Below are 21,162 nucleotides of genomic sequence, written 5' to 3'. Positions count from 1 at the left end.
CGGGAACGGTATCGTCAAAGCGTCACGATTGATCGACCAAGGACTTTCAAACCGCTTGGCCTGAAACGCCGCTTCGCCTAGAAGGCCCCCCATAAAGTCCGTATTTTGCGGGGGTACAGGCGTCTCGCCGTCCTTTCCCGCGACAGCATGAGGAATAGGCCGCAATGACCCTGACCGAGGATCGGTCCGCCACCGAAGCACGTCACGCGATGATCGTCAGCCAGCTGCGCACCAGCGGCGTCAACGAGCCCTGGGTGCTGCGCGCCATGGCCGCCGTCGCCCGTGAAGACTTTGTGCCCGCCGCCATGCGCGAAGCCGCCTATATCGACCGTGCGATTCCGCTCGAGAACGGCCGTTTCCTGGCCGCGCCGCTGTTCCACGGCAAGGCCCTGGCCGAAGCCGCGCCCACGGCCGAGGACAAGGTCCTGCTGGTGGGTGAGGAAAACGGCTATCTTGCCGCGCTGCTGCGTCCGCTAGCCGGTGCGCTCACCGTCGTCGATCCGGCCCAGGCTGCCGATCTGGCAGGCGCCAAGACAGGCGAGGGCGGCTATTCGCTTCTCGTGGTCGACGGCGCCGTCGAACAGCTTCCCGCCGCCCTTGCCGAGCAAGTCGCCGATGGCGGCCGCGTGGTCACCGGTCTGGTCGAGCGCGGCGTGACCCGCCTGGCCTCCGGCGTGAAGGCTGCCGGTGCGGTTTCGCTGCTGCCGGTCAGTGAAATGGGGATTCCGGTTCTGCCCGAATTCGCAGCTCCCAAAAACTGGAGCTTCTGAGCATGGCCCGGTTCGCGTTGCGTGCCGGGCTGCTCGCGGGGGGATGTCTGACACTGGCAACGAGCGCTCCGGCGCTGGCCGATACCCTGCGCGATGCGCTCGTTGCCGCCTATCAGACCAATCCCACGCTGGAATCGGCGCGCGCCCAGCAGCGCGCCACCGACGAGGGCGTGCCGATCGCACGGGCAGCGGGCCTGCCCAGCGTCACCACGACGGAAACCTTCGTCAGGAACGTGAAGCAGAGCGAAAACTCGCTGACTGCACCCTCGAAGACATTCACTGCCGATGGGCAGCTGGGCGTGCCGATCTATTCGGGCGGTGCGGTGAAGAACCGCATCAAGGCCGCGAAGATCCGCGTCGATGCCGGACAGGCGGACTTGCGCGCAACGGAAGCCTCGGTTTTCTCGCAAGTCGTCGCCGCCTATATGGACGTGATCCGTACCGAAGCGATCGTCGGCCTCAACCGCAAGAACGTCAGCGTGCTGGAGACCAACCTCCAGGCCACCAGCGATCGTTTCCAGATCGGTGATCTCACCCGTACCGACGTCGCCCAGTCGCAATCGCGCCTGGCCGTCGCCCAGAGCGACTTGCGCACCGCCGAAGCGAACCTCGCCGCCGCACGGGAAACCTATATCCGCTTCGTCGGCCGGGCGCCCGAAACCCTGGAAGCTCCGCCGCCGCTGCCCAACCTGCCCGCCACGGCCAACGACGCCGCCGCGATCGCCCTCGATTCCAACCCCGACCTGATCGGCGCGCGCCAGCGCACCAAGGCCGCGGACAAGGACATCGACGTGGCCGGGGCAGGGCGCCTGCCCACGCTGCGCCTGTTCGGCCAGGGCAGCTACAACAATTACTTCAACACGCTGGCGCGTGGCGTGGTAGCCGCAAACGTTTCACAGAGCGATTCATCCGTGCAGGCCGGTGCGCAGCTGTCGATCCCGATCTTCCAGGGCGGCCTTCCCGCCGCGCAGCGCCGTCAGGCCCAGGCCACCGCCTCGGCCACGCTGGAGCAGGAAATCGCCACCGAGCGTGACGTGATCGCGCAAGTGCGCTCCGCCTATACCTCGTGGAACGCCTCGAACGACCTCATCCGCTCTTCGCAAGTGGCGGTGGAAGCGGCGACGCTCAGCCTCGAAGGCGTGAGGGCGGAAAATTCGGTCGGCAACCGCACGATCCTCGACATTCTCAATGCCGAACAGGAACTGCTCAACGCCCAGGTTACCTTGGTAACGGCACGGCGCAACGCCTATGTCGCGGGCTTCACCCTGCTGGCGGCGATGGGCAAGGCCGAAGCCCGCGATCTCAACCTCGACGGCGGCATCCTCTACGATCCCGAGGTCAACTACGACCGCGTGAAGGGCAAGTTCATGGACTGGGGCAACGATCCCGAGCCCGTCGCCCATTCCACCCGTACCGTTGACACGCCGGTGCAGGACGGGAACATTCCGCGGCAGTAATCAGCCGTTCCGATTCGGAGCGCAATTTTCGTCGAGTCCAGCCCCTCTGGCCGGACCCGCGGGCAGGGGCAAAAGGCATGCGTCAGAGCGGTGAACCCTCGGTCGAGGAGATTCTCCAGTCGATCAAGCAGGTGATCGCCCGCGACACCCGTACGGATTCGCGTGCCGAAAAGGCAGAGCGTCACCGCCGCGGTGTGGAGGAACTGCGCGCGGTCATGCTGGAGGACGAGGATGACGACGTGCTCGACCTCTCCGAAACGGCAGAGCTTGCGCCCGACGATGCCGGGCAGGACGAACCGGCGCTGCTTCAGGACGTGACCCGCAATTCGATGCGGGAATCGCTGGCGGCACTCGCCATGCTGTCCGAACCCAGCGCAGCGCCGCAGATCGTCCGTTCCGGTGAAACCTCGCTCGAAGGCCTGACCCGCGAACTGCTGCGTCCGGCGCTGGCGGAATGGCTGGACAAGAACCTGCCACCGATGGTCGAACGCCTCGTCGCCGCCGAAATCGCCAGGATCGTCGGCAAGAAAGGCTGAGGGCGTTTTTTGAAAAATGCCCGTAGGGCATTTTTGAGCGGCACCGGCCCCATTTGGACTCAGGCGCCCCCACCCGACCTCCCATCAGGATACACTCGTGGGAGGTCGGGTGGGGGCGCCTGAGTCCAAATGGGGCTGGTGCCGCAAGCTCGTCACGGATGTGACGAGCGTACCAACCAAGACTCAACTCTGGACCATCGTCGCCCGGCGCCCTACCTCCCTGCGCATGGCAAGACCCGATCCCGCACTGCTAGACCCCGCGCGCTACCCGTTTTCCTGTCGGATCGAGCCGCGTTTCGGCGATCTCGACATCAACATGCACATCAACAACGTCGCCATGGCCGGGATCCTCGAAGACGCCCGCCTGCGGTTTTTCCGTGAGGCAGGCGGCCCCGAGCATCTCGCGGGCCTCTCGACGATGGTGGCGAGCATCGCGATCGATTACCTCGGAGAGACTCACTATCCCGAGGCAGTGACGATCCACGGCGCCGTGGAGCGCCTCGGCCGGACCAGCCAGCAGATCGTCCAGCTTGTCACGCAGGAGGGCAGGCCGGTCGTCTTCGCCCGCACCGTGATCGTCATGGTCGGCCCGGAAGGTCCGGCGCCGCTCACCCAGGGCTATGTCGAAAGCGCCGGAAAATGGATGCTCCCCGAAAGCGCCAGCGCATGACCGCCTCCCCCGAGGACATCGCGCGGGCCTCCGTGGCTCTTGCCAAGGCGGGCGGCGAGAGCGTCAGGCGCCACATCTTCATCTGCGCCGAGCCCCAGAAAGGCGAATGCTGCGCGCCGGAGCAGGGCGCGGCATCTTGGAAGTATCTCAAGAAGCGCCTCAAGCAGCTCGGCCTCGACGGACCGCTCCGTACAGAGGAGGGGAAGGGCGGGATCGCCCGCAGCAAGGCCGATTGCCTGCGCATCTGCTTTGCAGGCCCGGTCGCGGTCGTCTGGCCCGACGGGGTCTGGTATCATTCCTGCACCGAGGACGTGCTGGAAAAGATCATCCAGGAGCACCTGATCGGCGGCCAGCCGGTTGAAGAATTCCGCCTGAGACCTGCCCTGACTTGAGTCTTTGTTGAGTGCGCTCGTCACATCCGTGACGAGCTTGCGGCACCGGCCCACGCCCCCACCCGACCTCCCATAGGGTACTATCGTTGGGAGGTCGGGTGGGGGTGTGGGGCCGGTGCCGCCAAAATCCGCCTTCAGCGGATTTTCAAACGGATCCTAGAATTTCTGCTCGTCGTCCAGCGGGTCCACGACGGATTCGTCGTGGCCGGTGCCGCTGGAGAGGAAGGCCAGTCCCATCAGGGCCGAGGCCAGCAGCATCGTGAACCCGATGCCCGCCGCCGCCGCGATGTAGAAATGGACCGAAACCATGCCGTTGGACCGGTAGAGCAGGATCACCGAGGCAATCACCAGCGCCACGGTGACCGTCATCATGTAGCGCATGATACGGCGATAGCGCGCCCAGGCGTGGGCGGCTTTCGCGGGATCGTCCAGAGGCGAGCGGGGTATCATCGCGCCCATTTGCGCCTTCGCGCGCCTGCCCGCAAGGGACTCGTGGAACAGCGCGCCTGGCTATGATACCCTTCTTCGGATCAGCCCCGAAAGAGGGCCGGATATAGGGTCAGGACCCATTACTCACGCCTGCGAGGTTTGAATCAAAATGGTTCATCGCGAGGAAGGAAGGCGCAGGAATATGTCCATATTTCAAGACTTCCTGACGCTGCGCTGGGCCATTTTGATCAAATCCCTTCGGGACACCGGAATGGCTTCCATCTCGAACCGAAGCGGCTTTGGACGGGCAACCAGCCCGCCCGGCAGCCCCTTCGGCCCGAGCTGTTCGCCATTCCGGTGCCTCGCAGGCGTGAGTAATGGGTCCTGACCCTAACGCGAGGAGCGGGTCGAGGACCCGATACGGGAGACTGCAAGATGACGATCGAGCGGATTATCGCCGGCCGGGAGGCCGTTATCACCTGCCAGGCGGACTGCACCGTCAGTGAGGCCGCATCGCTTCTGTCCGATCGCCGGATCGGCGCGCTGCCGATCTTCGAGGGCGACCGGCTCGTCGGCATATTCTCGGAACGCGACGTGATCTACCGGCTGCGCGAATTCGGGCCGGACGTGCTGGGCATGCAGGTCAGCGAAGTGATGACCGCGCCTCCCGTGACGGTCGAACCTTCGGCCACGGCCCTCGCGGCGCTCGCCCTGATGACCCGGCGCCGCATTCGTCACCTTCCGGTCGTGACGGACGGCCGCATGGTCGCCTTCGTGTCGATCGGCGATATCGTGAAATATCGCCTCGAAAAGGTGGAATCCGAAGCCGCCGCCATGCGCGACTATATCCAGACGGCCTGAAAGGTGGTTTGAAAAATGCCTGAAGGGCATTTTTAGCGGCGCCGGCCCACGCCCCCACCCTACCTCCCGCTAGGGTACTATCGTTGGGTGGTAGGGTGGGGGCGCCTGAGTCCAATGGGGCCGGTGCCGCCGAAATCCGCCCACGGCGGATTTTCAAACAGACTCCCCGCCCCCCGGCATCCCTTGCCGCAAGGGGCGGGGAGGCCTACATCGCGGGCATGGACCAGCAAACCGTAACCCTCAGCCCCTCGGCCGCCTCGCGCGTTGCCGCGATCGCGGAAAAGCAAGGAAAGCCGGCGATCCTTCGCCTCTCGGTGGAAGGTGGCGGCTGTTCGGGCTTCCAGTACAAGTTCGGCCTGGCCGAAGCACCCGAAGCCGACGACACCGTGGCGGAAACCGACGGCGTGCGCCTGGTGGTCGACTCGGTCAGCCTCGACCTCGTGAGCGGCTGTGTGGTCGACTACGTGGAATCGCTCGGCGGCGCGGCATTCCGGGTCGAGAATCCCCAGGCTGCGGCCGGATGCGGATGCGGTTCGAGCTTCTCCGTATGAAGAAGATCGCCACGTTCAACATCAACGGCGTCAAGGCGCGCCTGCCCCGTCTGCTCGAATGGCTGGAAGAAACCCGTCCGGCGGTCGCCTGCCTGCAGGAGATCAAGAGCCAGGACGAAGGCTTCCCGATCGCCGAGTTCGAGAAGATCGGCTACAAGGGGATCTGGCACGGCCAGAAAGGCTTCAACGGCGTCGCCATCCTGGCCGACGGTGAAATGCCGGTGGAAGTCCAGCGCGGACTGGCGGGCGAGCCCGAGGACGAGCATTCGCGCTATCTGGAAGCGGACGTCTTCGGCCTGCGCGTGGTCTGCATATACCTGCCCAACGGCAATCCGGTGCCCGGCCCGAAGTTCGACTACAAGCTGCGCTGGATGGAGCGCCTGCGCCGCCGCATGGACGAGATCAAGGCCGAGGAAGTGCCTGCCATCGTCACCGGCGACTACAACGTGATCCCCACCGACCGGGACGTCTGGTCGCCGCCCGCCATGGCCGCGGACGCCCTGATGCAGCCGGAATCGCGCGATGCCTACTTCCGCCTGCTGGGCGATGGCTGGACCGACGCGATCGCCACCCATAATCCGCGCGGCGGGATCTGGACATTCTGGGACTATCAGGCAGGCGCCTGGCAACGCGATCACGGCTTCCGCATCGATCACGCGCTGCTCTCTCCCGAGCTTGCCGACCGCCTCGTCTCCTGCGGCGTCGACAAGGCCTATCGCGGGCGTGAGAAGGCCAGCGATCACACGGCGGTCTGGGTGCAACTGCGGGACTGAGTCTCTCGGTATTACGAACACAAAAAGAGGAGCGAAACCGCGGTTTCGCTCCCCTTTTTCGTCTGTCGCCTGAGCCCTAAGTCTCAGCGATAGAAGATGTGGTTGTCCACGCGGGCCAGGCGGGTCAGGCGCCAGTTCGGCGCGACGCGGGCGGCGTGGAAGAACAGCGCGCCCTTGACCGGGCTCTTCCAGGACTTCTCGACGGCGATCTTGGCCACTGCAACGGCTTCGCGCCAGCCGCTCGAATGCTCGCGCACTTTGGGCATCTTCTTGCCCTGGATGAACGAGAACTGCGAAGGCTGGTAGACCACGCCGCAATAGCTGGCGGGAAAGCGGCCGGATTCGGCGCGGTTGATGATCACGCGGCCGACGGCCAGCTGGCCTTCGAGAGTCTCGCCGCGCGCTTCGAAATAGATCGCGCTGGCCAGGCAGCGCATTTCGCTGCTGAGGCTGCCGGGCATCGCCTGCTGCGCAACGAGCTGCGCCAGGGTGTCGGCATCGACCTGGGTGTCCTGATCGACCGCTTCGTTGTCAGCCTCGCTTGCGTCCGTCGCATCTGCCCCATCTTCCGAGGGGAGGGACTGGACGACCGGCTGCGATACGAAGATCGGCTCGAGGTTCGATTTGGCCTGCACCAGAACCGGTGCCAAGGCCGCGGCGCCCGAACCCTGTGCGCCGAATAGGGTTGTCAAAACCGTAGCGGCCAGCGCGATCGCGCTTGCCCACTGAACTTTGCTTCGCATCAAATCATGATCAAAGGCGGTGAACCAATCTGGCGCAGGCGGGAACGGAATGCCTTTTAGGGGCGTTCACTTTCCAAACGATCCTGCCGACGATTCCCCGTCTGCGTGCTAGCCGGGTTGGCCGAAATGCTACCCGAGCCGCTTCCGCGTCTGTGGAGAGGCCATTAACTTGCGCGCCGTGCAAGTCAACCCAGTTATACACCAAGCCCGATGAAACGTTCGGGCTTCGCGACGTCCAGTTCGACGATCCACAAGTCGCGATCCTGTTCGCCGCGCCGCTCCAGATAGGCCGAGAATGCGAGCCTCAAGTCCAGCGACTCGGCGGGATCCTCGCTCGTTTCATGCTTTTTCGTGCATTGCCAAAGACGTGTGCCGTCGATCTGGGGCATGCGCTCATAGATCCGCGCATTGCCTCCATTTTCGAGCAGAACGAGCATGATCGTCCCGGCGTCGCGCTCGCCCTTGCTCAGGACAGTGCCGAATCCGCCTTCGGCTTCGACCGCACGAATAAGGCCGGAAACCTCGATATGTGCGGGAATCCGGGCTTCCATCGGCTCAGGCCCGACCGCTCGTACCGCCAACCGCACCCGAGTAGCCCGGCAGGCCGGAAAGGGCGATGCGAGAGCGCATGAACGTGCCGGTGCCGCGCCCCACTTCGTCGCCATCCTCGTCCACCAGCCGGGATTCGGCCACCAGCACGCGGCGGCGGCCGCTGACCCAGCGTCCTTCCGCAACGATGGTGCCGCCCTTGATCGGTTTGCTCAGCAGCAGGTTGAACGAGGTGGTCAGCAGGAAGCGATCGGTGACAAGCGTGTTAGCTGCATAGAATGCCGCATCGTCGAGCATCTTGAAGTAGATCGTGCCGTGGGCGGCGCCTGCGGCGTGGAAACAGTCCGGCTCCACGTCGAAGGTGATCCGGGACAGACCCTCGCCGGGGATCTCCAGGCGCGAACGGAACATCCCGTTGATCGGCGCCGAGGCATAGAGCCCTTCCAGCGCCCGCCAGTGCAGTCCGGCGCCGGAAGGCCCGGCGTCCGCAATCGAACCCGCGTTATCAGGCGGCATCGCGCTCGATGACATTGCTGAGCAGGCTGTAGAGCGCTTCCGGCCCCGGCGCGTCGATCAGGGCGGCATGCATGCGTTCATCGCGCATCATGCGCGAGATCGCGGCCAGCGCGTGGAGATGCGTGGCCCCGGCATTCTCGGGCGAGAGCAGGCCGAAGACGAGATCGATCGGCACGCCGTCGGCGGAATCGAAATCGACCGGGCTGTCCAGTCGCAGAACGACCGCCACCGGGCGGCCGAGGGCTGCCATGCGGGCATGGGGAATGGCGATGCGGCGGCCGAAGCCGGTGCTGCCCATTTCCTCGCGCTCGATGATACGCGCGAGAACCTCTTCGCGATCGAGGTGGTAAACCTCGGCGAACAGGTCGGCGAGTCGGCCGAGAATCACGTGCTTGCTGTCTGCGCTGCTGGTCACGACGGCGTCAGGCAACAGGGTAAAAAGACTGCTCATCTGCGTTTCTGGTTCTGGCCCAAACGGGATTGCCTGGGGTTAAACGTTTATAACCCCCGGAAAACCGGGGGTTATGTGTTCTTCTTCGAAAAGAAGTATCGACGCCCGATCGGCGTCAGGTTCAGGCGTCAGTGCGGTTCGACCCAGCCAATCGATCCGTCGCCGCGGCGGTAAACCATATTATGGCGTCCCGTACCAGCGTTTTTGAAAAGAAGAGCCGTGGTGTTGCGCAGGTCCAGCATCATGACGGCGTCCGAAACGGTAGCTTCGGGAACGTCGACACGCGTTTCGGCGATCACCACCGGAGCATCGGCGTCGAATTCTTCTTCCTGTTCATTCGCAGGCTCTTCGAAGATCGTGTAGGCGGCTTCTTCCACTGCGACGGCATGGGCCGTCTGTTCGTGCCGATCCTTGATCCGGCGCTTGTAACGGCGAAGCTGCTTGTCGATCTTTTCGGCGGCCTGGTCGCAGGCGATATGCGCGTCCTGCGCCATGCCGGTGCCCTTGAGCACGAGATTCTGCATCACATGGACCACGATATCGCAGCGGAAGGCGGCGGCAGGGGCGCGGCCGAAGGTGACCTGGGACGACAGCGCGCGGCTGAAGTACTTGTCTACGATCGCCGTCAAACGCTCGCTGGCGTGGGTCTGGAGAGCTTCACCGGTGTCGACCTGATGGCCGGAAACGCGGATGTCCATGGGCGATTACTCCTCTGCTGTGATTCAGGCGCCCCAGAGCGGGGCTTCGACCGACTTGAGAAACTCCGCATGAATGAGAAGTTCCTCCTCGGTTGCCGCGTGGGGACGCGGCTGACGGAAAGGCCGGTCCTTGCGAACAAGGATCCGCGTTTCCGCCGTGACCTCGGCGGTATCCGCGAGCAGCTCCAGGCCGATCTGACGACCGCCCCTCAGCTCCACGTAGACCTGCGCGAGCAGCTCGGCGTCTAGCAAGGCGCCGTGCTTGGTACGATGACTTCGATCAATTCCGTAGCGCGAGCAGAGCGCGTCGAGAGTCAGCTTGGCGCCGGGATGGCGCACTTTCGCCAGCTCCATCGTATCGACCATGCGGCCGAGATCGACAGGGGCAAGGCTGCAGCGTTCCAGCTCGAAATTGATGAAGCGGAAGTCGAACTTGGCATTGTGCGCAATCATCGGCGCATCGCCGATGAAGGCCACGAATTCCTCGGCGCAGCTTGCGAAAAGCGGCTTGTCGGCCAGGAAAGCATCGGACAGGCCGTGAACCGCCTCGGCTTCGGCGGGCATCGAGCGCTCGGGGTTGAAATAGGCGTGATAGGTCTTGCCGGTCAGCACCCGGTTGACCATTTCGATGCAGCCGATCTCCACCATCCGGTCCCCGTCCCTGGGGTCGAAACCTGTGGTTTCGGTGTCGAAGATGATCTCTCTCATCCCTCTCCATATCTGCCTGCCGGACCCACTTCGCAAGGCCCTGAGGCGATTATTCTGATACGGTCAGCGCATCCACGATGCGGTCCACCTGCTCGCGGGTTTCCGCCAGCGACGTACCGGTATCGATCACGAAATCAGCCCGCGCGCGCTTTTCCGCGTCGGGGACCTGCAAGCCCAGAATCTGCTCGAATTTTTCGGGAGTCATGCCCGGCCGTGCCAGCACGCGGGCGCGCTGCGCCTCGGCCGGGGCGGAAACCACCGCCACGCCGTCCAGCCCCCGGTCGCCGCCCTTTTCATAGAGCAGGGGGATGTCGAAGACGATCAGCGGCGCCGAATCGTGCTCCGACAGGAACAGCATCCGCGCCTGCGCCACGGCCGGGTGGACGATTCCCTCGAGTCGGGCCAGCGCCTCGGGATTTCCGAAAACCGCCGCGCCAAGCTTGCCGCGCACGACGCCTTCCGGCCCGGTCGTGCCGGGAAATGCCGCCTCTATCGCCGGGACGAGCGCTCCGCCCGGTCCCTGAAGCACATGGACCGCGGCATCGGCATCGAAGACCGGGACGCCGCGGTCGCGAAACATCGCCGCGACGGTCGACTTGCCCATGCCGATCGAGCCGGTGAGGCCGAGAATCCGGCTCATGCCAGCAGGCGTTCGCGCAGTTCCGGGTCGAAGCCGCGCGGCGGTTTCATGCCGAAGAAGCGTTCGAAGGCGACGTCGGCCTGGCCGATCAACATCGACAGGCCGTCCAGAGTCTGGAGCCCGGCCGCGCGCGCATCCTTCAGGAAAGGCGTGTCGAGCGGGCTGGTGACGATGTCGTAGACCACGCTGCCGGGCGGGGCGTGGGTGAAGTCGAAGGCAAGGGGGGGCTGGCCGGTCATGCCGAGCGGGCTGGCGTTGACGATCAGGTCCAGGCACTGCGCGCGGTCGTCGAAAGCGAAGTCGGTCGGCTCTGCGAAATGGGCCAGATCGATGGCGTGATGATCGTCCTGCGCGGTCAGTTCGTCGAGCATGGCCTGGGCCTTGGCCGGATCGCGCCCGGCCAGGACGAGGACGAATCCCCGCTCCGCCAGTGCCGCGACGATCGCCCGCGAGGCGCCGCCGGTGCCCAGCACCCGTGCCATGCGGAACAAGTGAGTCTGTTCAAGCAGCGGCTGCAGCGGTTCGAGAAAGCCCGGCGCATCGGTATTATAGCCGGTGAGCGATCCGTCGGCTTCGCGCACCACGGTGTTGACAGCGCCGATCTTCGCGGCGAGCGGATCGAGGCGGTCGAGCAGCGGGATGATCGCCAGCTTGTGCGGCATCGTCACGTTGCAGCCGCGCCAGTTGGGATCGGCGCGGCGCGTAGCGAGATAGTCGGCAAGACCGTCCAGCGGCACCCGGTGCCGATCGTAGCGGCCCGCGATGCCCAGCTTTTCCAGCCAGAATCCGTGAATCACCGGGGACTTGGACTGCGCGATGGGATCGCCGATGACTTCGGCGTAAGGCTGATTCATGGCGCAATCTCTCCCAGACGGCGCAGCGCCGCCTGCACTTTCAGCAGCGGCATGCCGAGAATGGTGAAATAGTCGCCCTCGATCCGCTCGAAAAGCTGCACGCCGCGCGCCTCGATGCGGAACACGCCGACGCAGCCCGCCACTTCCGGCCATTCGGCATCGAGATATTCGGCGATGAAGGCCTCCGAAAGATCGGTGACATGCAGCGCCGCCACGGCATCCTCGGCCCAGAGCACCTCGCCGTCCCGCACGAGGGCGGCGGCGCTGTGGAGACGCATGACCTTGCCGGAGAAGAAACGCAGATGTTCGGCGGCGGAGTCCCGGTCTGCCGGCTTGTCGAACCGGCGGCCGCCGCATTCGACCAGGGAATCGCTGCCGAGCACGAGTTCGCCCGGCTCCTCGGCGGAGACCGCCAGTGCCTTGGCGCGCGCCAGTTCCAGCGCGATCTCGGCCGGAGAACGACCGGACAGACCGGCCTCGATGGCGCGTTCGTCGACATGGGCAGGCCGGGCCCGAAACGGAATCGCGGCAGCTTCGAGCATGGCGCGCCGCGAGGCGCTTTGCGAGGCGAGGACGATCATTGCGAGACTCAGATGGGCTTGGGGCCGACCGGACCCTGGGTCCCTTCGGCCTTGCGCTCGTTGAAGAGATTGATGATCGCCGCCGCCGTCTCCTCGATCGAGCGGCGCGTCACGTCGATCACCGGCCAGGAATTGTCCGCGAACATGCGGCGGGCATATTTCAGCTCGTTCTCCACCCTGTCGCTTTTCACATAGTCGGTGTCGGGCGACTGGCTGAGCGAGAGCAGGCGGTTACGACGGATCTGGATCAGACGCTCCGGCGCGGTGGTGAGGCCGACGACCAGCGGTCGCTTCAGGCCGTAGAGCAGCGGCGGCGGCGGACTCTCCACCACGATCGGGATATTCGCCACCTTGTAGCCGCGATTGGCGAGATAGATCGACGTCGGCGTCTTGCTGGTGCGCGAGACTCCCGCCAGCACGATGTCCGCTTCCTCCCAGTCTTCCCAGGCGATGCCATCGTCATGGGCGATGGTGAACTGAATCGCATCGACGCGGGCGAAATAGGCATCGTCCAGGCGGTGCTGGCGGCCCGGGCGCCCCTTGGCCTCCTGCCCGAGCAGGGCCTCCAGCGCATCGGTGACGCCGTCGAGCACGGCGATCGCGGGCAGGCCGAGCTGCTGGCAGCGTTCTTCCAGGCGCCCGCGCGTTTCCTCGTTCACCAGGGTGAAGAACACGAGTCCGGGATTGGCCGCGATTTCGCCCATGATCCGGTCGAGGTGCTGCTGCGAGCGCACCATCGGCCAGAAATGCCGCAGCACGTCGGAATCGTCGAACTGGGCGAGGGCAGCCTTAGCGATCATTTCCAGCGTTTCGCCGGTGGAGTCCGAGAGCAGGTGGAGATGAAATCGCGCCATTCGGGGCTTTTTTCCGGTGTTTTTCTTGAACGAACCCCCGAGACATCCCGGCAGGCTGTGGATATGTGGCGGCATAAACCACGGGACAGTGCTGGTGACAACTCGCTTACCGGAATTGCTCCACATTGAACCGATTTCGTCGGGAGAGTCGTAAACATGATTCAATTCCCGCCCACACCCTGTGGGTAACCGGGATAAAGAGTCTTTGACTCAGACTCCTCGGAGAGTCGCTCCGCGAATTTGAACCTGTTCGTCGTGGATTGAATCGGGCAAGATTCAAAAGTCCCCGATATCCACAGGACCAACAGACTCCATCATCCTTCTAAGAATCTTTTATTTTTTTGATCGGACCTGAATCTCGATGCCTGGCCTCCTTCTCGAAAACCTGCTCGGAACGAACACAAGCAAGCGTCCAGTCTGGCTGATGCGCCAAGCCGGAAGATACCTTCCCGAATATCGCGCCCTGCGCGCCGAAAAGGGCGGATTCCTCGCGCTGGTCTATGACACCGACGCGGCTGCGGAGATCACGCTGCAACCGATCCGCCGGTTCGGATTCGACGGCGCAATCCTGTTTTCCGACATCCTGATCGTGCCTTATGCGATGGGTCAGAATCTCGAATTCCTCGCCGGTGAAGGCCCGAAGCTGAGTCCGCGCCTCGTCGATTCAGCATTGGGGAATTTGAGCGCAGTTCCCGAACGGCTGACTCCGATCTACGAAACCGTGCGCAAGGTTCGCGCCGGACTGGATTCCGATAAGACAATGCTCGGTTTCGCCGGAAGTCCCTGGACTGTCGCCACTTACATGTGCGCAGGCGAGGGCAGCCGGGACCAGCATGAGACTCGCGCCATGGCCTATCGCGACCCTTCGGCGTTCGCGGCAATCATCCAGGCTATCGTGGGGGTGACTGTCGATTATCTCAGTGGCCAGATTCAGGCCGGCGCCGAGGCCGTGCAGTTGTTCGATTCATGGGCGGGGTCGCTCTCTCCCGCGCAGTTCGAGCAATGGGTGATCGCGCCCAACGCCGCCATCGTATCGGCGGTGAAGGCGCGCCATCCCGAGACTCCGATCATCGGCTTCCCCAAGGGTGCGGGCGAAAAACTCCCGGCCTATGCCCGCGAGACCGGTGTGGACGCGGTCGGAATCGACGAGACCATCGACCCCATCTGGGCCGCGCGCGAATTGCCGCAGGGGCTCCCGGTGCAGGGGAATCTCGACCCCCTGCTGTTGCTGTCGGGCGGCGCGGAGCTGGAGATTCAGGCCCAGCGCGTGCTCGGCGCCTTTGCCGACCGTCCGCATGTGTTCAACCTCGGCCACGGAATCGGCCAGTTCACCCCGATCGAAAACGTCGAGCGTCTGCTCCACGTAGTGCGGAACTGGTCCCGCTAATCCTCTCCGGTACGGGGAGGGGGACCACCCAACGGGTGGTGGAGGGGCACAGGCGGCTTACGCAAGGCCGCAGGTCGCGCACCACCACCCCACTGATCAGCCCAGCGATTCAGCCCTGAGATTCATGGAGGAATCGTCTTGCCCCGCGCCGGGCAAGGGTGCAGGAGGGCGCCTCCTGAACCATCGAAACCCGTGGGACCCATGCAGGAACTGCTTTCCATGCTCTATCTCTGGCTCAAGGCCGGACATGTCATCTTCGTGATCTTCTGGATGGCCGGGCTATTCATGCTCCCGCGCTATTTCGTCTATCACCAGGAAGCGGAAGCCGGTTCGGCGGAGGAAGCGCGCTGGATCGACCGCGAGGCGAAGCTGCGCAAGATCATCCTGACGCCCTCGCTGATCCTCACCTGGGTCCTGGGCATCGCCACCGCCACGGCGATGGGCGCCTGGAGCGAAGGCTGGCTTCACGCCAAGCTGCTCTTCGTGCTGGGACTCTCGGGCTATCATGGCTGGCTGGTGGGCTATGCCAAGAAGCTGGCGCGCGGCGAACGCCTGCTGACCGGCAAGAAGCTGCGCTTGCTCAACGAGATTCCGGGCCTCGCGGCCGTGGTGATCGTCATTCTGGTGGTGGTGAAGCCGTTCTGAGGCGGCTGTGAATCCGCAGTAAATTCGAAGCGAATCCGAAGTGAATCCGTCGTCCCGGACTTGATCCGGGACCGCTATCCAAGCCGCGCCCTGCCCGATGGGGAGCGTCTCAAGGATTGCCAGCGGTCCCGGATCAGGTCCGGGACGACGCGGAACTCTTCCCCCTCACATTTCCATTCGCCCCGCTTAGGCGCCGCTTGGCGGATTGACTCGTTGACCAGGCGCCGGGACAGGCCTATTTGAGCCTTGTTCCGGCATAGGGCGGCGAGCCCATTCTCCTGCCCGGATCCGCTTTCCCCAAGCCCTTCGATCCCGCCGGCCGACACACAATTTCCATTCGGAATCCAGACAAATGCATCTTAAAGAACTCAAGAAGAAATCATCGGCCGAGCTGGTCGAAATGGCAGAGGAACTGGGCGTAGAAGGCGCCTCCACGCTGCGCCGGCAGGACTTGATGTTCGCCATCCTCAAGGAAGTGGCGGAAGACGGTGAGGAAATCATCGGCCAGGGCACCATCGAAGTGCTGCCCGACGGCTTCGGCTTCCTGCGCAGCCCCGAGGCGAACTATCTCGCCGGTCCCGACGACATCTACGTCTCGCCGAACCAGGTCCGCAAATGGGGCCTGCGCACGGGCGATACCGTGGAAGGCGAAATCCGCGCCCCGCGCGATGGTGAGCGCTACTTCGCCATCACCAAGCTGCAGAGCGTCAATTTCGACGATCCCGACGCCGTCCGCCACCGCGTCAATTTCGACAACCTGACGCCGCTCTACCCGAACGAGCGCCTGCGCCTCGATACCCTGGACCCGACGGTCAAGGACAAGTCGGCCCGCGTGATCGACCTCGTCAGCCCGCAGGGCAAGGGCCAGCGCGCGCTGATCGTGGCGCCGCCGCGCACGGGTAAGACCGTGCTGCTGCAGAACATGGCCAAGGCCATCACCGACAACCATCCCGAGGTGTTCCTCCTCGTCCTGCTCGTCGACGAGCGTCCCGAGGAAGTCACCGACATGCAGCGCAGCGTGAAGGGCGAGGTCATCTCCTCCACCTTCGACGAACCCGCGCAGCGCCACGTCCAGGTCGCCGAAATGGTGATCGAGAAGGCCAAGCGCCTGGTCGAGCACAAGCGCGACGTGGTGATCCTGCTGGACTCGATCACCCGTCTGGGCCGTGCCTACAACACCGTGGTGCCCAGTTCGGGCAAGGTGCTGACCGGCGGTGTGGACGCCAACGCCCTGCAGCGCCCCAAGCGCTTCTTCGGCGCCGCGCGCAACATTGAGGAGGGCGGTTCGCTCTCCATCATCGCCACGGCCCTGATCGACACCGGCAGCCGCATGGACGAAGTCATCTTCGAAGAGTTCAAGGGCACCGGTAACTCCGAAATCGTCCTCGACCGCAAGGTGGCGGACAAGCGCATCTTCCCGGCGCTGGACGTCGGCAAGTCCGGCACCCGCAAGGAAGAGCTGCTGGTTCCCAAGGACCAGCTCACCAAGATGTGGGTGCTGCGCCGCATCCTCATGCAGATGGGCACCGTCGACGCGATGGAGTTCCTGCTCGACAAGATGAAGGACTCGAAGACCAACGAGGACTTCTTCTCGACCATGAATCAGTAAGGCATGAATCAGTAAGGGGAGAACGGGGGCTTGAGCATTCTTCAGATTCTGGCGGTGACATCCTCGCTGGGTGGACCTGCCGAGATCTGGCAGCACATCGTCAACGATTTTTCGAACCTTGGGACGCCGGCAGCAATGTCGGCGTTCTTGCAGGTGCTAATGATCGACGTGGTGCTGGCAGGCGACAACGCCATCGTCGTCGGTGCCTTGGCCGCCGGACTGCCCGCAGACCAGCGCAAGAAGGTCATCGCCATCGGCGTGATCGCGGCGCTGGTGCTGCGCATCGGCTTTGCGCTGATGGTGACCTGGCTGCTGGGTATCGTCGGCCTGATCTTCGCCGGTGGTCTGCTGCTGCTGTGGGTCGCCTGGAAGATGTACCGCGAGATCCGGGGCGGCGAACACTCACCCGGATCGCCGGAGATCGAGGGCGACGAGCATTCGGGCGTCAAACCCGCCAAGAGCTTCGCCGGAGCCGCGATCTCGGTGGCGGTGGCGGACATCTCGATGTCGATCGACAATGTGCTCGGCGTGGCTGGCGCGGCGCGCGATCATCCCGGCATCCTGATCGTCGGCCTGATCTTTGCGGTGGCCCTGATGGGCGTGGCGGCAAACTTCATCGCCCGCTACATCGAACGCTATCGCTGGATCGCCTGGATCGGCCTTGCGGTGATCCTCTATGTGGCGGTGAAGATGATCTACGAAGGCTGGATCGATCCGCAGCTGGGGATCGTCACTCTGATCTGATGGAAGAGGGCTCGGGTTTCCGGGCCCTTTTTTTATTAGAATAAGGAGTCCTAGGGGATGATCCCCCAGACCCTCGGAATGTCGATCTTGTGCGCAGTATATGCGTAGCGCGCTCCTTGCGGCTTAGTGCAGGGCGCAACGTCAACAGTTACGGGGTGCAGGGGCGATGGCCCCTGCTCTTCCCCTTCGAATCTTCAAGGGATCAGCACGGTCGACCCGGTGGTCCCGCGAGACTCCAGTGCCCGGTGCGCCTCGGCAGCCTGCTCCAGCGGGAAGGTCTGCCCGATGTGCGGGGTAAGGATGCCCCGGGCGATCCGGTCGAACAGCTTGCCCGCGCTGATCGCCAGCTGGTCGGGCGTCGCGACATAGTCGGCCAGGGTCGGGCGGGTGAGGTAGATCGATCCGGCCTTCATCAGGTCCAGCGGCGGCACCGGCGGCACGGGGCCGGAGGCATTGCCGTAAGTCACCATGAATCCGCGCCTGCGCAGCGAGGCGATCGAGGCCGACCAGGAGGCGGCGCCGACACCGTCGTAGACGACGTGGCACATCTCGCCCCGGGTGATCTCGCGCACGGCCTCAGGCAGGTCCTCGAAGGCGCAGCAGAGCGAATGCTCGGCAGGCACTTGCGCGGCTTTCTCGGCGCTGCCGGAGTGGGCGATGACGGTGACGCCGCGGTCGAGCAGCCAGGGCACCAGCAGCGAGCCGACCCCGCCTGCCGCCGAATGTACCAGCGCGACATGGCCCTTCTCGGCCGGGTAGGTATCCTCGGCCAGATAGCAGGCGGTCAGGCCCTTGAGCATGACTGCGGCGGCGATCTGCGGCGGAATCGTTTCGGGAATGCGCATGGCCTTGGTCGCGTCGATCAGTCGGTGGCTGGCATAGGCGCCCCCTGCGTGAGTCGTGCCCACCCGCTCGCCTATCGCGAAACCTTGCGTGCCTTCGCCCAGCGCGATCACCCGCCCGACGCTCTCGGAGCCGAGCTTGATCGGCAGCGGATCGGCGTAGAGTCCCTTGCGATAATAGGTGTCGATGAAGTTGAGTCCGACCGCTTCGGTTTCGATCAGAAGCGCGCCGGGGCCGGGGGAGGGGACCTCGAAGTCCTCGCGCTCGATCACGTCCGGGCCGCCATGGGTCCTTGCGATCATCCTGTAGCCGGTGGTCATGATCTGAATATCCCTGAATACGCTAGGTGCAAATACGAAGCCGCCCGCCCGTGCCGAAGGTGGCGCGGGCGGGCGGCTCTCGATGATTCAGCCGATGGCTTCGGCGAAGAATTCGGCGGTGCGCTTGTCGGCCAGTTCGGCGCCGGCCTCGTCGCGGCGCGCGCCGATCTCGGCGGCGAAGCCATGGTCGAGGCCCTCGTAGTCCCACAAGGTCACGCGCGGGTGATCGTCGAGGCCGTCATGAATGGCCTTCTGCGCGGCGGCATCCACGAAGTGATCGGCGGTGGGGATATGCAGCATGAGCGGGCGGGCGATTGCGTGCTTCTCGTTCAGCATCTGGTCGATCATCACGCCGTAGTAGCCCACCGAGGCATCGATATCGGTGCGCGCGGCCACCATGTAGGCGATCTTGCCGCCCATGCAGAAGCCGACGAGACCGATCTTCGGCACGCCTTCCTCGCGGCGGATCCAGTGAATCACCGCCTCGATATCGCGAATGCCGATGTCGAAATCGTGCGCCATCATGTGATTCAGCGCCTGCTGCATCTCTTCCTCGACATAAGGGCTGAGTTCGATGCCCGGCTTCTGGCGCCAGAAGGTATCCGGGGCGACCGCGAGATAGCCCTTGGCGGCCCAGCTATCCGCCTTGCGGCGAATCCCGGCATCGACTCCGAAGATTTCCTGCTGGACGATGATCGCGCCGCGCGGCGTGCCTTCGGGGCGGGCGACATAGGCGGGAATCATGCCGTCGCCGTCGAGCGTCGGGATTTCGGTGTTGGTCATGGAAGTCTCCTGCGGGGTGGACCTGGAGCCTTCCGGCCCTGTCAGGCGTTGAGCAAGGGTAGGTACGAGCGATGGACTTTGCTACCGCCATGTGCCACCCAAGCTACAGAAATCCAAACCGGGAGGCCGCCATGAAGGTCAGTGTCGACGTTGAATGCTCGCCCGAAGAGGCGCGGCGATTCCTCGGTCTGCCCGACGTTACAAAGGCAAACGAAGTCTATGTCGATGCACTCGCCAACGCGATGCAGGGCGTGGGCAGTTTCGACCAGCTTCAGGAACTGAGCAAGCAGGTCGCGCCGATGGGCCAGTTCGGACTCAAGCTGTTCCAGCAGTTCCTCGAAAGCGGCGCCGCAATGGCGATGAGCGGGGCGATGAGCGGCACAGGAAAGCCCAAGAAGGGCGAGTGAGCTTCAGCTTGCAGGGGTTCACCTGAAGGCCGCTCTGGGGTAGCGGCCGGGCATGTCCGATACGATCTTCGCGCTCTCCAGCGGTTCTCCTCCGGCTGCCATTGCCGTCGTCCGCATCAGCGGTCCTGCGGCCGCTGCCGCGCTCACGGCGCTGGGGGGAACCCTGCCGCAGCCGCGCCGGGCCAGCTACCGCCCCTTGCGCGATGCGGACGGCGCGATTCTGGATCAGGCCCTAGTATTGTGGTTCCCCGGAGCAAACACCGCCACCGGGGAAGACCTCGCCGAGCTTCATCTTCACGGGGGCAGGGCGGTCGTCGCGGCGATCGAGGCGGCCCTGCTCGGCGTAGCGGGCCTGCGCCGCGCGGTGCCGGGCGAATTCACCCGGCGGGCCTTCGCGAACGGCCGTATCGATCTGGCCGAGGCGGAAGGGCTGGCCGATCTTCTCTCCGCCGAAACCGAGCTGCAGCGAAAGAGCGCGCTGGCCATGGCGGGCGGGGCCTTCTCTCGGCAGGTGGAGCAGTGGCGCGACCGGGTACTGTCTGCTTCGGCAGCCGTGGAGGCGGTGCTCGACTTTGGGGACGAGGACGATGTCTCCGATCTGCCCGTAGACTTTCTGACCCGATTGAACGACCTTGGCCGCGAGCTTCGCCGGTGGCTGGAGCGGCCGAGAGCGGAAACCCTGCGCGAGGGCTATCGCGTGATACTGGCCGGGCCACCCAATGCGGGCAAGAGCACCTTGTTCAATGCGCTTGTCGAGGATGAGGCGGCTATCACCTCGCCGCAGGCCGGTACGACACGGGATGTGCTGACGCGGCCAGTATCGATCGGCGGCATGCCGTTCCTCTTCGGTGACACCGCCGGCCTTCGCGACGAGACCGGCGACGAGATCGAGGCCATCGGTATCTCGCGCGCTCTGGCTGAAGTCGGAAAAGCGGATTTGGTCCTCTGGCTCGGCCCGGAAGGAGATGGGCCGGAAGGTGCCTGGGAGATTTCGGCGCAGGCTGACGTGTTTCACGTGGAACATAAGCAGCGCCCCCGGCACCGTGTCTCTGCCGTGACCGGGGAGGGGCTGGACGCCTTGCGCAATGACCTTATCGCCACTGCTTCCTCGGCCATGCCGCGCCCCGGAGACGCTGCGTTGAATCGCCGCCAATATGCTCTAGTGGCTGAAGCCGAACACGCGATCGGCGCGGCGACGCGCGAGCGGGATCCCTTGCTGGTGGCCGAAGCGCTGCGCTTGGCGCGGGTCGCGTTCGATGCCCTGATCGGGCGGGCGACGACCGAAGACATGCTCGATGCGCTGTTCGGGCGGTTCTGCATCGGCAAATAAGCGATGTTCCACGTGAAACATCGGGGCTAGCTTTGACGTGAGTCGCAGCTTCGGGTAAGCG

General features: G+C 64.5%; 27 protein-coding genes. 14 read left to right on the top strand and 13 right to left on the bottom strand.

Annotated features, from left to right (window positions below):
- Window positions 1-164 precede the first annotated feature (164 nt).
- The 5 genes from NTCA1_RS17680 (at window position 165) to NTCA1_RS17660 (ending at window position 3,825) form a co-directional block, all read left to right on the top strand.
- Window positions 165-770 carry a protein-L-isoaspartate O-methyltransferase gene (locus tag NTCA1_RS17680; RefSeq protein WP_159831238.1) on the top strand — a complete coding sequence of 202 codons (606 nt, stop codon included), beginning with the start codon at window positions 165-167 and terminating at the stop codon, window positions 768-770.
- Window positions 771-772: 2 nt separating this feature from the next.
- Window positions 773-2,227: a TolC family outer membrane protein gene (locus NTCA1_RS17675; protein ID WP_159831237.1), complete on the top strand. Its 1,455-nt coding sequence runs from the start codon at window positions 773-775 to the stop codon at window positions 2,225-2,227.
- Window positions 2,228-2,304: 77 nt separating this feature from the next.
- Window positions 2,305-2,763: a DUF2497 domain-containing protein gene (locus NTCA1_RS17670; protein ID WP_086490878.1), complete on the top strand. Its 459-nt coding sequence runs from the start codon at window positions 2,305-2,307 to the stop codon at window positions 2,761-2,763.
- Window positions 2,764-2,872: 109 nt separating this feature from the next.
- A complete protein-coding gene (locus NTCA1_RS17665; protein ID WP_236549421.1) occupies window positions 2,873-3,433 on the top strand; it encodes a thioesterase family protein in 561 nt (186 codons plus the stop codon).
- Entirely contained in the window at window positions 3,430-3,825 is a 396-nt protein-coding gene (locus NTCA1_RS17660; protein WP_159831236.1) for a ferredoxin, read from the top strand. Before NTCA1_RS17665 ends, NTCA1_RS17660 begins: the two co-directional genes overlap by 4 nt.
- Before the next feature lie 156 nt (window positions 3,826-3,981).
- Here the strand turns inward: NTCA1_RS17660 and NTCA1_RS17655 are convergent, their stop codons facing one another.
- Window positions 3,982-4,275, bottom strand: coding sequence for a hypothetical protein (locus tag NTCA1_RS17655; protein ID WP_086490981.1), 294 nt, complete (start codon window positions 4,273-4,275; stop codon window positions 3,982-3,984).
- A 414-nt stretch (window positions 4,276-4,689) separates the two neighbouring features.
- Between NTCA1_RS17655 and NTCA1_RS17650 the strand changes: the two genes are divergently transcribed.
- The 3 genes from NTCA1_RS17650 to xth all read left to right on the top strand — a co-directional run bounded on the left by NTCA1_RS17650 (window position 4,690) and on the right by xth (window position 6,439).
- Window positions 4,690-5,115, top strand: a complete 426-nt coding sequence (locus NTCA1_RS17650; protein WP_086490881.1) for a CBS domain-containing protein — start codon at window positions 4,690-4,692, stop codon at window positions 5,113-5,115.
- A 218-nt stretch (window positions 5,116-5,333) separates the two neighbouring features.
- The gene (gene erpA / locus NTCA1_RS17645; protein WP_086490882.1) at window positions 5,334-5,666 is read left to right on the top strand and encodes an iron-sulfur cluster insertion protein ErpA; all 333 of its coding nucleotides are present in this window, start codon (window positions 5,334-5,336) and stop codon (window positions 5,664-5,666) included.
- Window positions 5,663-6,439, top strand: coding sequence for an exodeoxyribonuclease III (gene xth, locus NTCA1_RS17640; RefSeq protein ID WP_201282530.1), 777 nt, complete (start codon window positions 5,663-5,665; stop codon window positions 6,437-6,439). Before erpA ends, xth begins: the two co-directional genes overlap by 4 nt.
- A gap of 83 nt (window positions 6,440-6,522) precedes the next feature.
- Here xth and NTCA1_RS17635 read toward each other — a convergent pair whose 3' ends face one another.
- The 10 genes from NTCA1_RS17635 to NTCA1_RS17590 form a co-directional block, all read right to left on the bottom strand.
- The gene (locus NTCA1_RS17635; protein ID WP_086490884.1) at window positions 6,523-7,182 is read right to left on the bottom strand and encodes a cell wall hydrolase; all 660 of its coding nucleotides are present in this window, start codon (window positions 7,180-7,182) and stop codon (window positions 6,523-6,525) included.
- Between the two features lie 194 nt (window positions 7,183-7,376).
- Window positions 7,377-7,733 (bottom strand): DUF1491 family protein, encoded by a 357-nt coding sequence (locus NTCA1_RS17630; protein ID WP_159831235.1) that lies wholly within the window; start codon window positions 7,731-7,733, stop codon window positions 7,377-7,379.
- Window positions 7,734-7,737: 4 nt separating this feature from the next.
- A complete protein-coding gene (locus NTCA1_RS17625; RefSeq protein WP_159831234.1) occupies window positions 7,738-8,247 on the bottom strand; it encodes a PaaI family thioesterase in 510 nt (169 codons plus the stop codon).
- Window positions 8,237-8,698 carry a PTS sugar transporter subunit IIA gene (locus NTCA1_RS17620; RefSeq protein WP_086490887.1) on the bottom strand — a complete coding sequence of 154 codons (462 nt, stop codon included), beginning with the start codon at window positions 8,696-8,698 and terminating at the stop codon, window positions 8,237-8,239. Before NTCA1_RS17620 ends, NTCA1_RS17625 begins: the two co-directional genes overlap by 11 nt.
- 128 nt (window positions 8,699-8,826) lie before the next feature.
- Window positions 8,827-9,396 (bottom strand): ribosome hibernation-promoting factor, HPF/YfiA family, encoded by a 570-nt coding sequence (gene hpf, locus NTCA1_RS17615; protein ID WP_086490888.1) that lies wholly within the window; start codon window positions 9,394-9,396, stop codon window positions 8,827-8,829.
- 24 nt (window positions 9,397-9,420) lie between these two features.
- Window positions 9,421-10,104: a DNA polymerase III subunit epsilon gene (gene dnaQ / locus NTCA1_RS17610; protein ID WP_159831233.1), complete on the bottom strand. Its 684-nt coding sequence runs from the start codon at window positions 10,102-10,104 to the stop codon at window positions 9,421-9,423.
- Between the two features lie 49 nt (window positions 10,105-10,153).
- Complete coding sequence (gene coaE / locus NTCA1_RS17605; RefSeq protein WP_086490890.1) at window positions 10,154-10,744, bottom strand: dephospho-CoA kinase; 591 nt, start codon at window positions 10,742-10,744, stop codon at window positions 10,154-10,156.
- Window positions 10,741-11,598 (bottom strand): shikimate dehydrogenase, encoded by an 858-nt coding sequence (locus tag NTCA1_RS17600; RefSeq protein WP_159831232.1) that lies wholly within the window; start codon window positions 11,596-11,598, stop codon window positions 10,741-10,743. The genes coaE and NTCA1_RS17600 overlap by 4 nt, the downstream gene beginning before the upstream one ends.
- Window positions 11,595-12,179: a nucleoside triphosphate pyrophosphatase gene (locus tag NTCA1_RS17595; protein WP_159831231.1), complete on the bottom strand. Its 585-nt coding sequence runs from the start codon at window positions 12,177-12,179 to the stop codon at window positions 11,595-11,597. Before NTCA1_RS17595 ends, NTCA1_RS17600 begins: the two co-directional genes overlap by 4 nt.
- Window positions 12,180-12,187: 8 nt before the next feature.
- The gene (locus NTCA1_RS17590) at window positions 12,188-13,033 is read right to left on the bottom strand and encodes a pyruvate, water dikinase regulatory protein (protein ID WP_086490893.1); all 846 of its coding nucleotides are present in this window, start codon (window positions 13,031-13,033) and stop codon (window positions 12,188-12,190) included.
- Window positions 13,034-13,394: 361 nt separating this feature from the next.
- On the opposite strand from NTCA1_RS17590, the gene hemE reads away from it, so the two are divergent.
- From hemE to NTCA1_RS17570, 4 genes are all read left to right on the top strand, one after another.
- Window positions 13,395-14,420, top strand: a complete 1,026-nt coding sequence (hemE, locus tag NTCA1_RS17585) for a uroporphyrinogen decarboxylase (protein ID WP_159831230.1) — start codon at window positions 13,395-13,397, stop codon at window positions 14,418-14,420.
- Window positions 14,421-14,639: 219 nt separating this feature from the next.
- On the top strand, window positions 14,640-15,065 hold the full coding sequence (locus NTCA1_RS17580) for a CopD family protein (protein WP_374705199.1): 426 nt from the start codon (window positions 14,640-14,642) through the stop codon (window positions 15,063-15,065).
- 352 nt (window positions 15,066-15,417) lie between these two features.
- Window positions 15,418-16,674 carry a transcription termination factor Rho gene (gene rho, locus NTCA1_RS17575; protein ID WP_086490896.1) on the top strand — a complete coding sequence of 419 codons (1,257 nt, stop codon included), beginning with the start codon at window positions 15,418-15,420 and terminating at the stop codon, window positions 16,672-16,674.
- Window positions 16,675-16,704: 30 nt separating this feature from the next.
- Window positions 16,705-17,418, top strand: coding sequence for a TerC family protein (locus NTCA1_RS17570; RefSeq protein WP_086490897.1), 714 nt, complete (start codon window positions 16,705-16,707; stop codon window positions 17,416-17,418).
- 194 nt (window positions 17,419-17,612) lie between these two features.
- On the opposite strand, the gene NTCA1_RS17565 is transcribed toward NTCA1_RS17570, so the two are convergent.
- Both NTCA1_RS17565 and NTCA1_RS17560 read right to left on the bottom strand, forming a co-directional pair.
- On the bottom strand, window positions 17,613-18,581 hold the full coding sequence (locus NTCA1_RS17565; protein ID WP_201282529.1) for a quinone oxidoreductase: 969 nt from the start codon (window positions 18,579-18,581) through the stop codon (window positions 17,613-17,615).
- A gap of 87 nt (window positions 18,582-18,668) precedes the next feature.
- Complete coding sequence (locus NTCA1_RS17560; RefSeq protein WP_159831228.1) at window positions 18,669-19,364, bottom strand: dienelactone hydrolase family protein; 696 nt, start codon at window positions 19,362-19,364, stop codon at window positions 18,669-18,671.
- 131 nt (window positions 19,365-19,495) lie between these two features.
- Between NTCA1_RS17560 and NTCA1_RS17555 the strand changes: the two genes are divergently transcribed.
- Together NTCA1_RS17555 and mnmE are read left to right on the top strand one after the other, a co-directional pair.
- Window positions 19,496-19,771, top strand: a complete 276-nt coding sequence (locus tag NTCA1_RS17555; RefSeq protein ID WP_159831227.1) for a DUF6489 family protein — start codon at window positions 19,496-19,498, stop codon at window positions 19,769-19,771.
- A 52-nt stretch (window positions 19,772-19,823) separates the two neighbouring features.
- Window positions 19,824-21,101: a tRNA uridine-5-carboxymethylaminomethyl(34) synthesis GTPase MnmE gene (gene mnmE / locus NTCA1_RS17550; protein WP_159831226.1), complete on the top strand. Its 1,278-nt coding sequence runs from the start codon at window positions 19,824-19,826 to the stop codon at window positions 21,099-21,101.
- Window positions 21,102-21,162 lie beyond the last annotated feature (61 nt).

It is taken from the genome of Novosphingobium sp. TCA1, from assembly GCF_009811895.1.
Classification (GTDB): Bacteria; Pseudomonadota; Alphaproteobacteria; order Sphingomonadales; family Sphingomonadaceae; genus Novosphingobium; species Novosphingobium panipatense_A.
Note: the sequence above shows the minus strand (reverse complement) of the source record. Positions and strands in the feature narration are given on the sequence as shown.

Coding starts and splice junctions, on each gene's coding strand:
- NTCA1_RS17680 (WP_159831238.1), top strand. CDS start 165: ATGACCCTGACCGAGGATCGGTCCGCCACCGAAGCACGTCACGCGATG.
- NTCA1_RS17675 (WP_159831237.1), top strand. CDS start 773: ATGGCCCGGTTCGCGTTGCGTGCCGGGCTGCTCGCGGGGGGATGTCTG.
- NTCA1_RS17670 (WP_086490878.1), top strand. CDS start 2,305: ATGCGTCAGAGCGGTGAACCCTCGGTCGAGGAGATTCTCCAGTCGATC.
- NTCA1_RS17660 (WP_159831236.1), top strand. CDS start 3,430: ATGACCGCCTCCCCCGAGGACATCGCGCGGGCCTCCGTGGCTCTTGCC.
- NTCA1_RS17655 (WP_086490981.1), bottom strand. CDS start 4,275: ATGATACCCCGCTCGCCTCTGGACGATCCCGCGAAAGCCGCCCACGCC.
- NTCA1_RS17650 (WP_086490881.1), top strand. CDS start 4,690: ATGACGATCGAGCGGATTATCGCCGGCCGGGAGGCCGTTATCACCTGC.
- erpA (WP_086490882.1), top strand. CDS start 5,334: ATGGACCAGCAAACCGTAACCCTCAGCCCCTCGGCCGCCTCGCGCGTT.
- xth (WP_201282530.1), top strand. CDS start 5,663: ATGAAGAAGATCGCCACGTTCAACATCAACGGCGTCAAGGCGCGCCTG.
- NTCA1_RS17635 (WP_086490884.1), bottom strand. CDS start 7,182: ATGCGAAGCAAAGTTCAGTGGGCAAGCGCGATCGCGCTGGCCGCTACG.
- NTCA1_RS17630 (WP_159831235.1), bottom strand. CDS start 7,733: ATGGAAGCCCGGATTCCCGCACATATCGAGGTTTCCGGCCTTATTCGT.
- NTCA1_RS17625 (WP_159831234.1), bottom strand. CDS start 8,247: ATGCCGCCTGATAACGCGGGTTCGATTGCGGACGCCGGGCCTTCCGGC.
- NTCA1_RS17620 (WP_086490887.1), bottom strand. CDS start 8,698: ATGAGCAGTCTTTTTACCCTGTTGCCTGACGCCGTCGTGACCAGCAGC.
- hpf (WP_086490888.1), bottom strand. CDS start 9,396: ATGGACATCCGCGTTTCCGGCCATCAGGTCGACACCGGTGAAGCTCTC.
- dnaQ (WP_159831233.1), bottom strand. CDS start 10,104: ATGAGAGAGATCATCTTCGACACCGAAACCACAGGTTTCGACCCCAGG.
- coaE (WP_086490890.1), bottom strand. CDS start 10,744: ATGAGCCGGATTCTCGGCCTCACCGGCTCGATCGGCATGGGCAAGTCG.
- NTCA1_RS17600 (WP_159831232.1), bottom strand. CDS start 11,598: ATGAATCAGCCTTACGCCGAAGTCATCGGCGATCCCATCGCGCAGTCC.
- NTCA1_RS17595 (WP_159831231.1), bottom strand. CDS start 12,179: ATGATCGTCCTCGCCTCGCAAAGCGCCTCGCGGCGCGCCATGCTCGAA.
- NTCA1_RS17590 (WP_086490893.1), bottom strand. CDS start 13,033: ATGGCGCGATTTCATCTCCACCTGCTCTCGGACTCCACCGGCGAAACG.
- hemE (WP_159831230.1), top strand. CDS start 13,395: ATGCCTGGCCTCCTTCTCGAAAACCTGCTCGGAACGAACACAAGCAAG.
- NTCA1_RS17580 (WP_374705199.1), top strand. CDS start 14,640: ATGCTCTATCTCTGGCTCAAGGCCGGACATGTCATCTTCGTGATCTTC.
- rho (WP_086490896.1), top strand. CDS start 15,418: ATGCATCTTAAAGAACTCAAGAAGAAATCATCGGCCGAGCTGGTCGAA.
- NTCA1_RS17565 (WP_201282529.1), bottom strand. CDS start 18,581: ATGACCACCGGCTACAGGATGATCGCAAGGACCCATGGCGGCCCGGAC.
- NTCA1_RS17560 (WP_159831228.1), bottom strand. CDS start 19,364: ATGACCAACACCGAAATCCCGACGCTCGACGGCGACGGCATGATTCCC.
- NTCA1_RS17555 (WP_159831227.1), top strand. CDS start 19,496: ATGAAGGTCAGTGTCGACGTTGAATGCTCGCCCGAAGAGGCGCGGCGA.
- mnmE (WP_159831226.1), top strand. CDS start 19,824: ATGTCCGATACGATCTTCGCGCTCTCCAGCGGTTCTCCTCCGGCTGCC.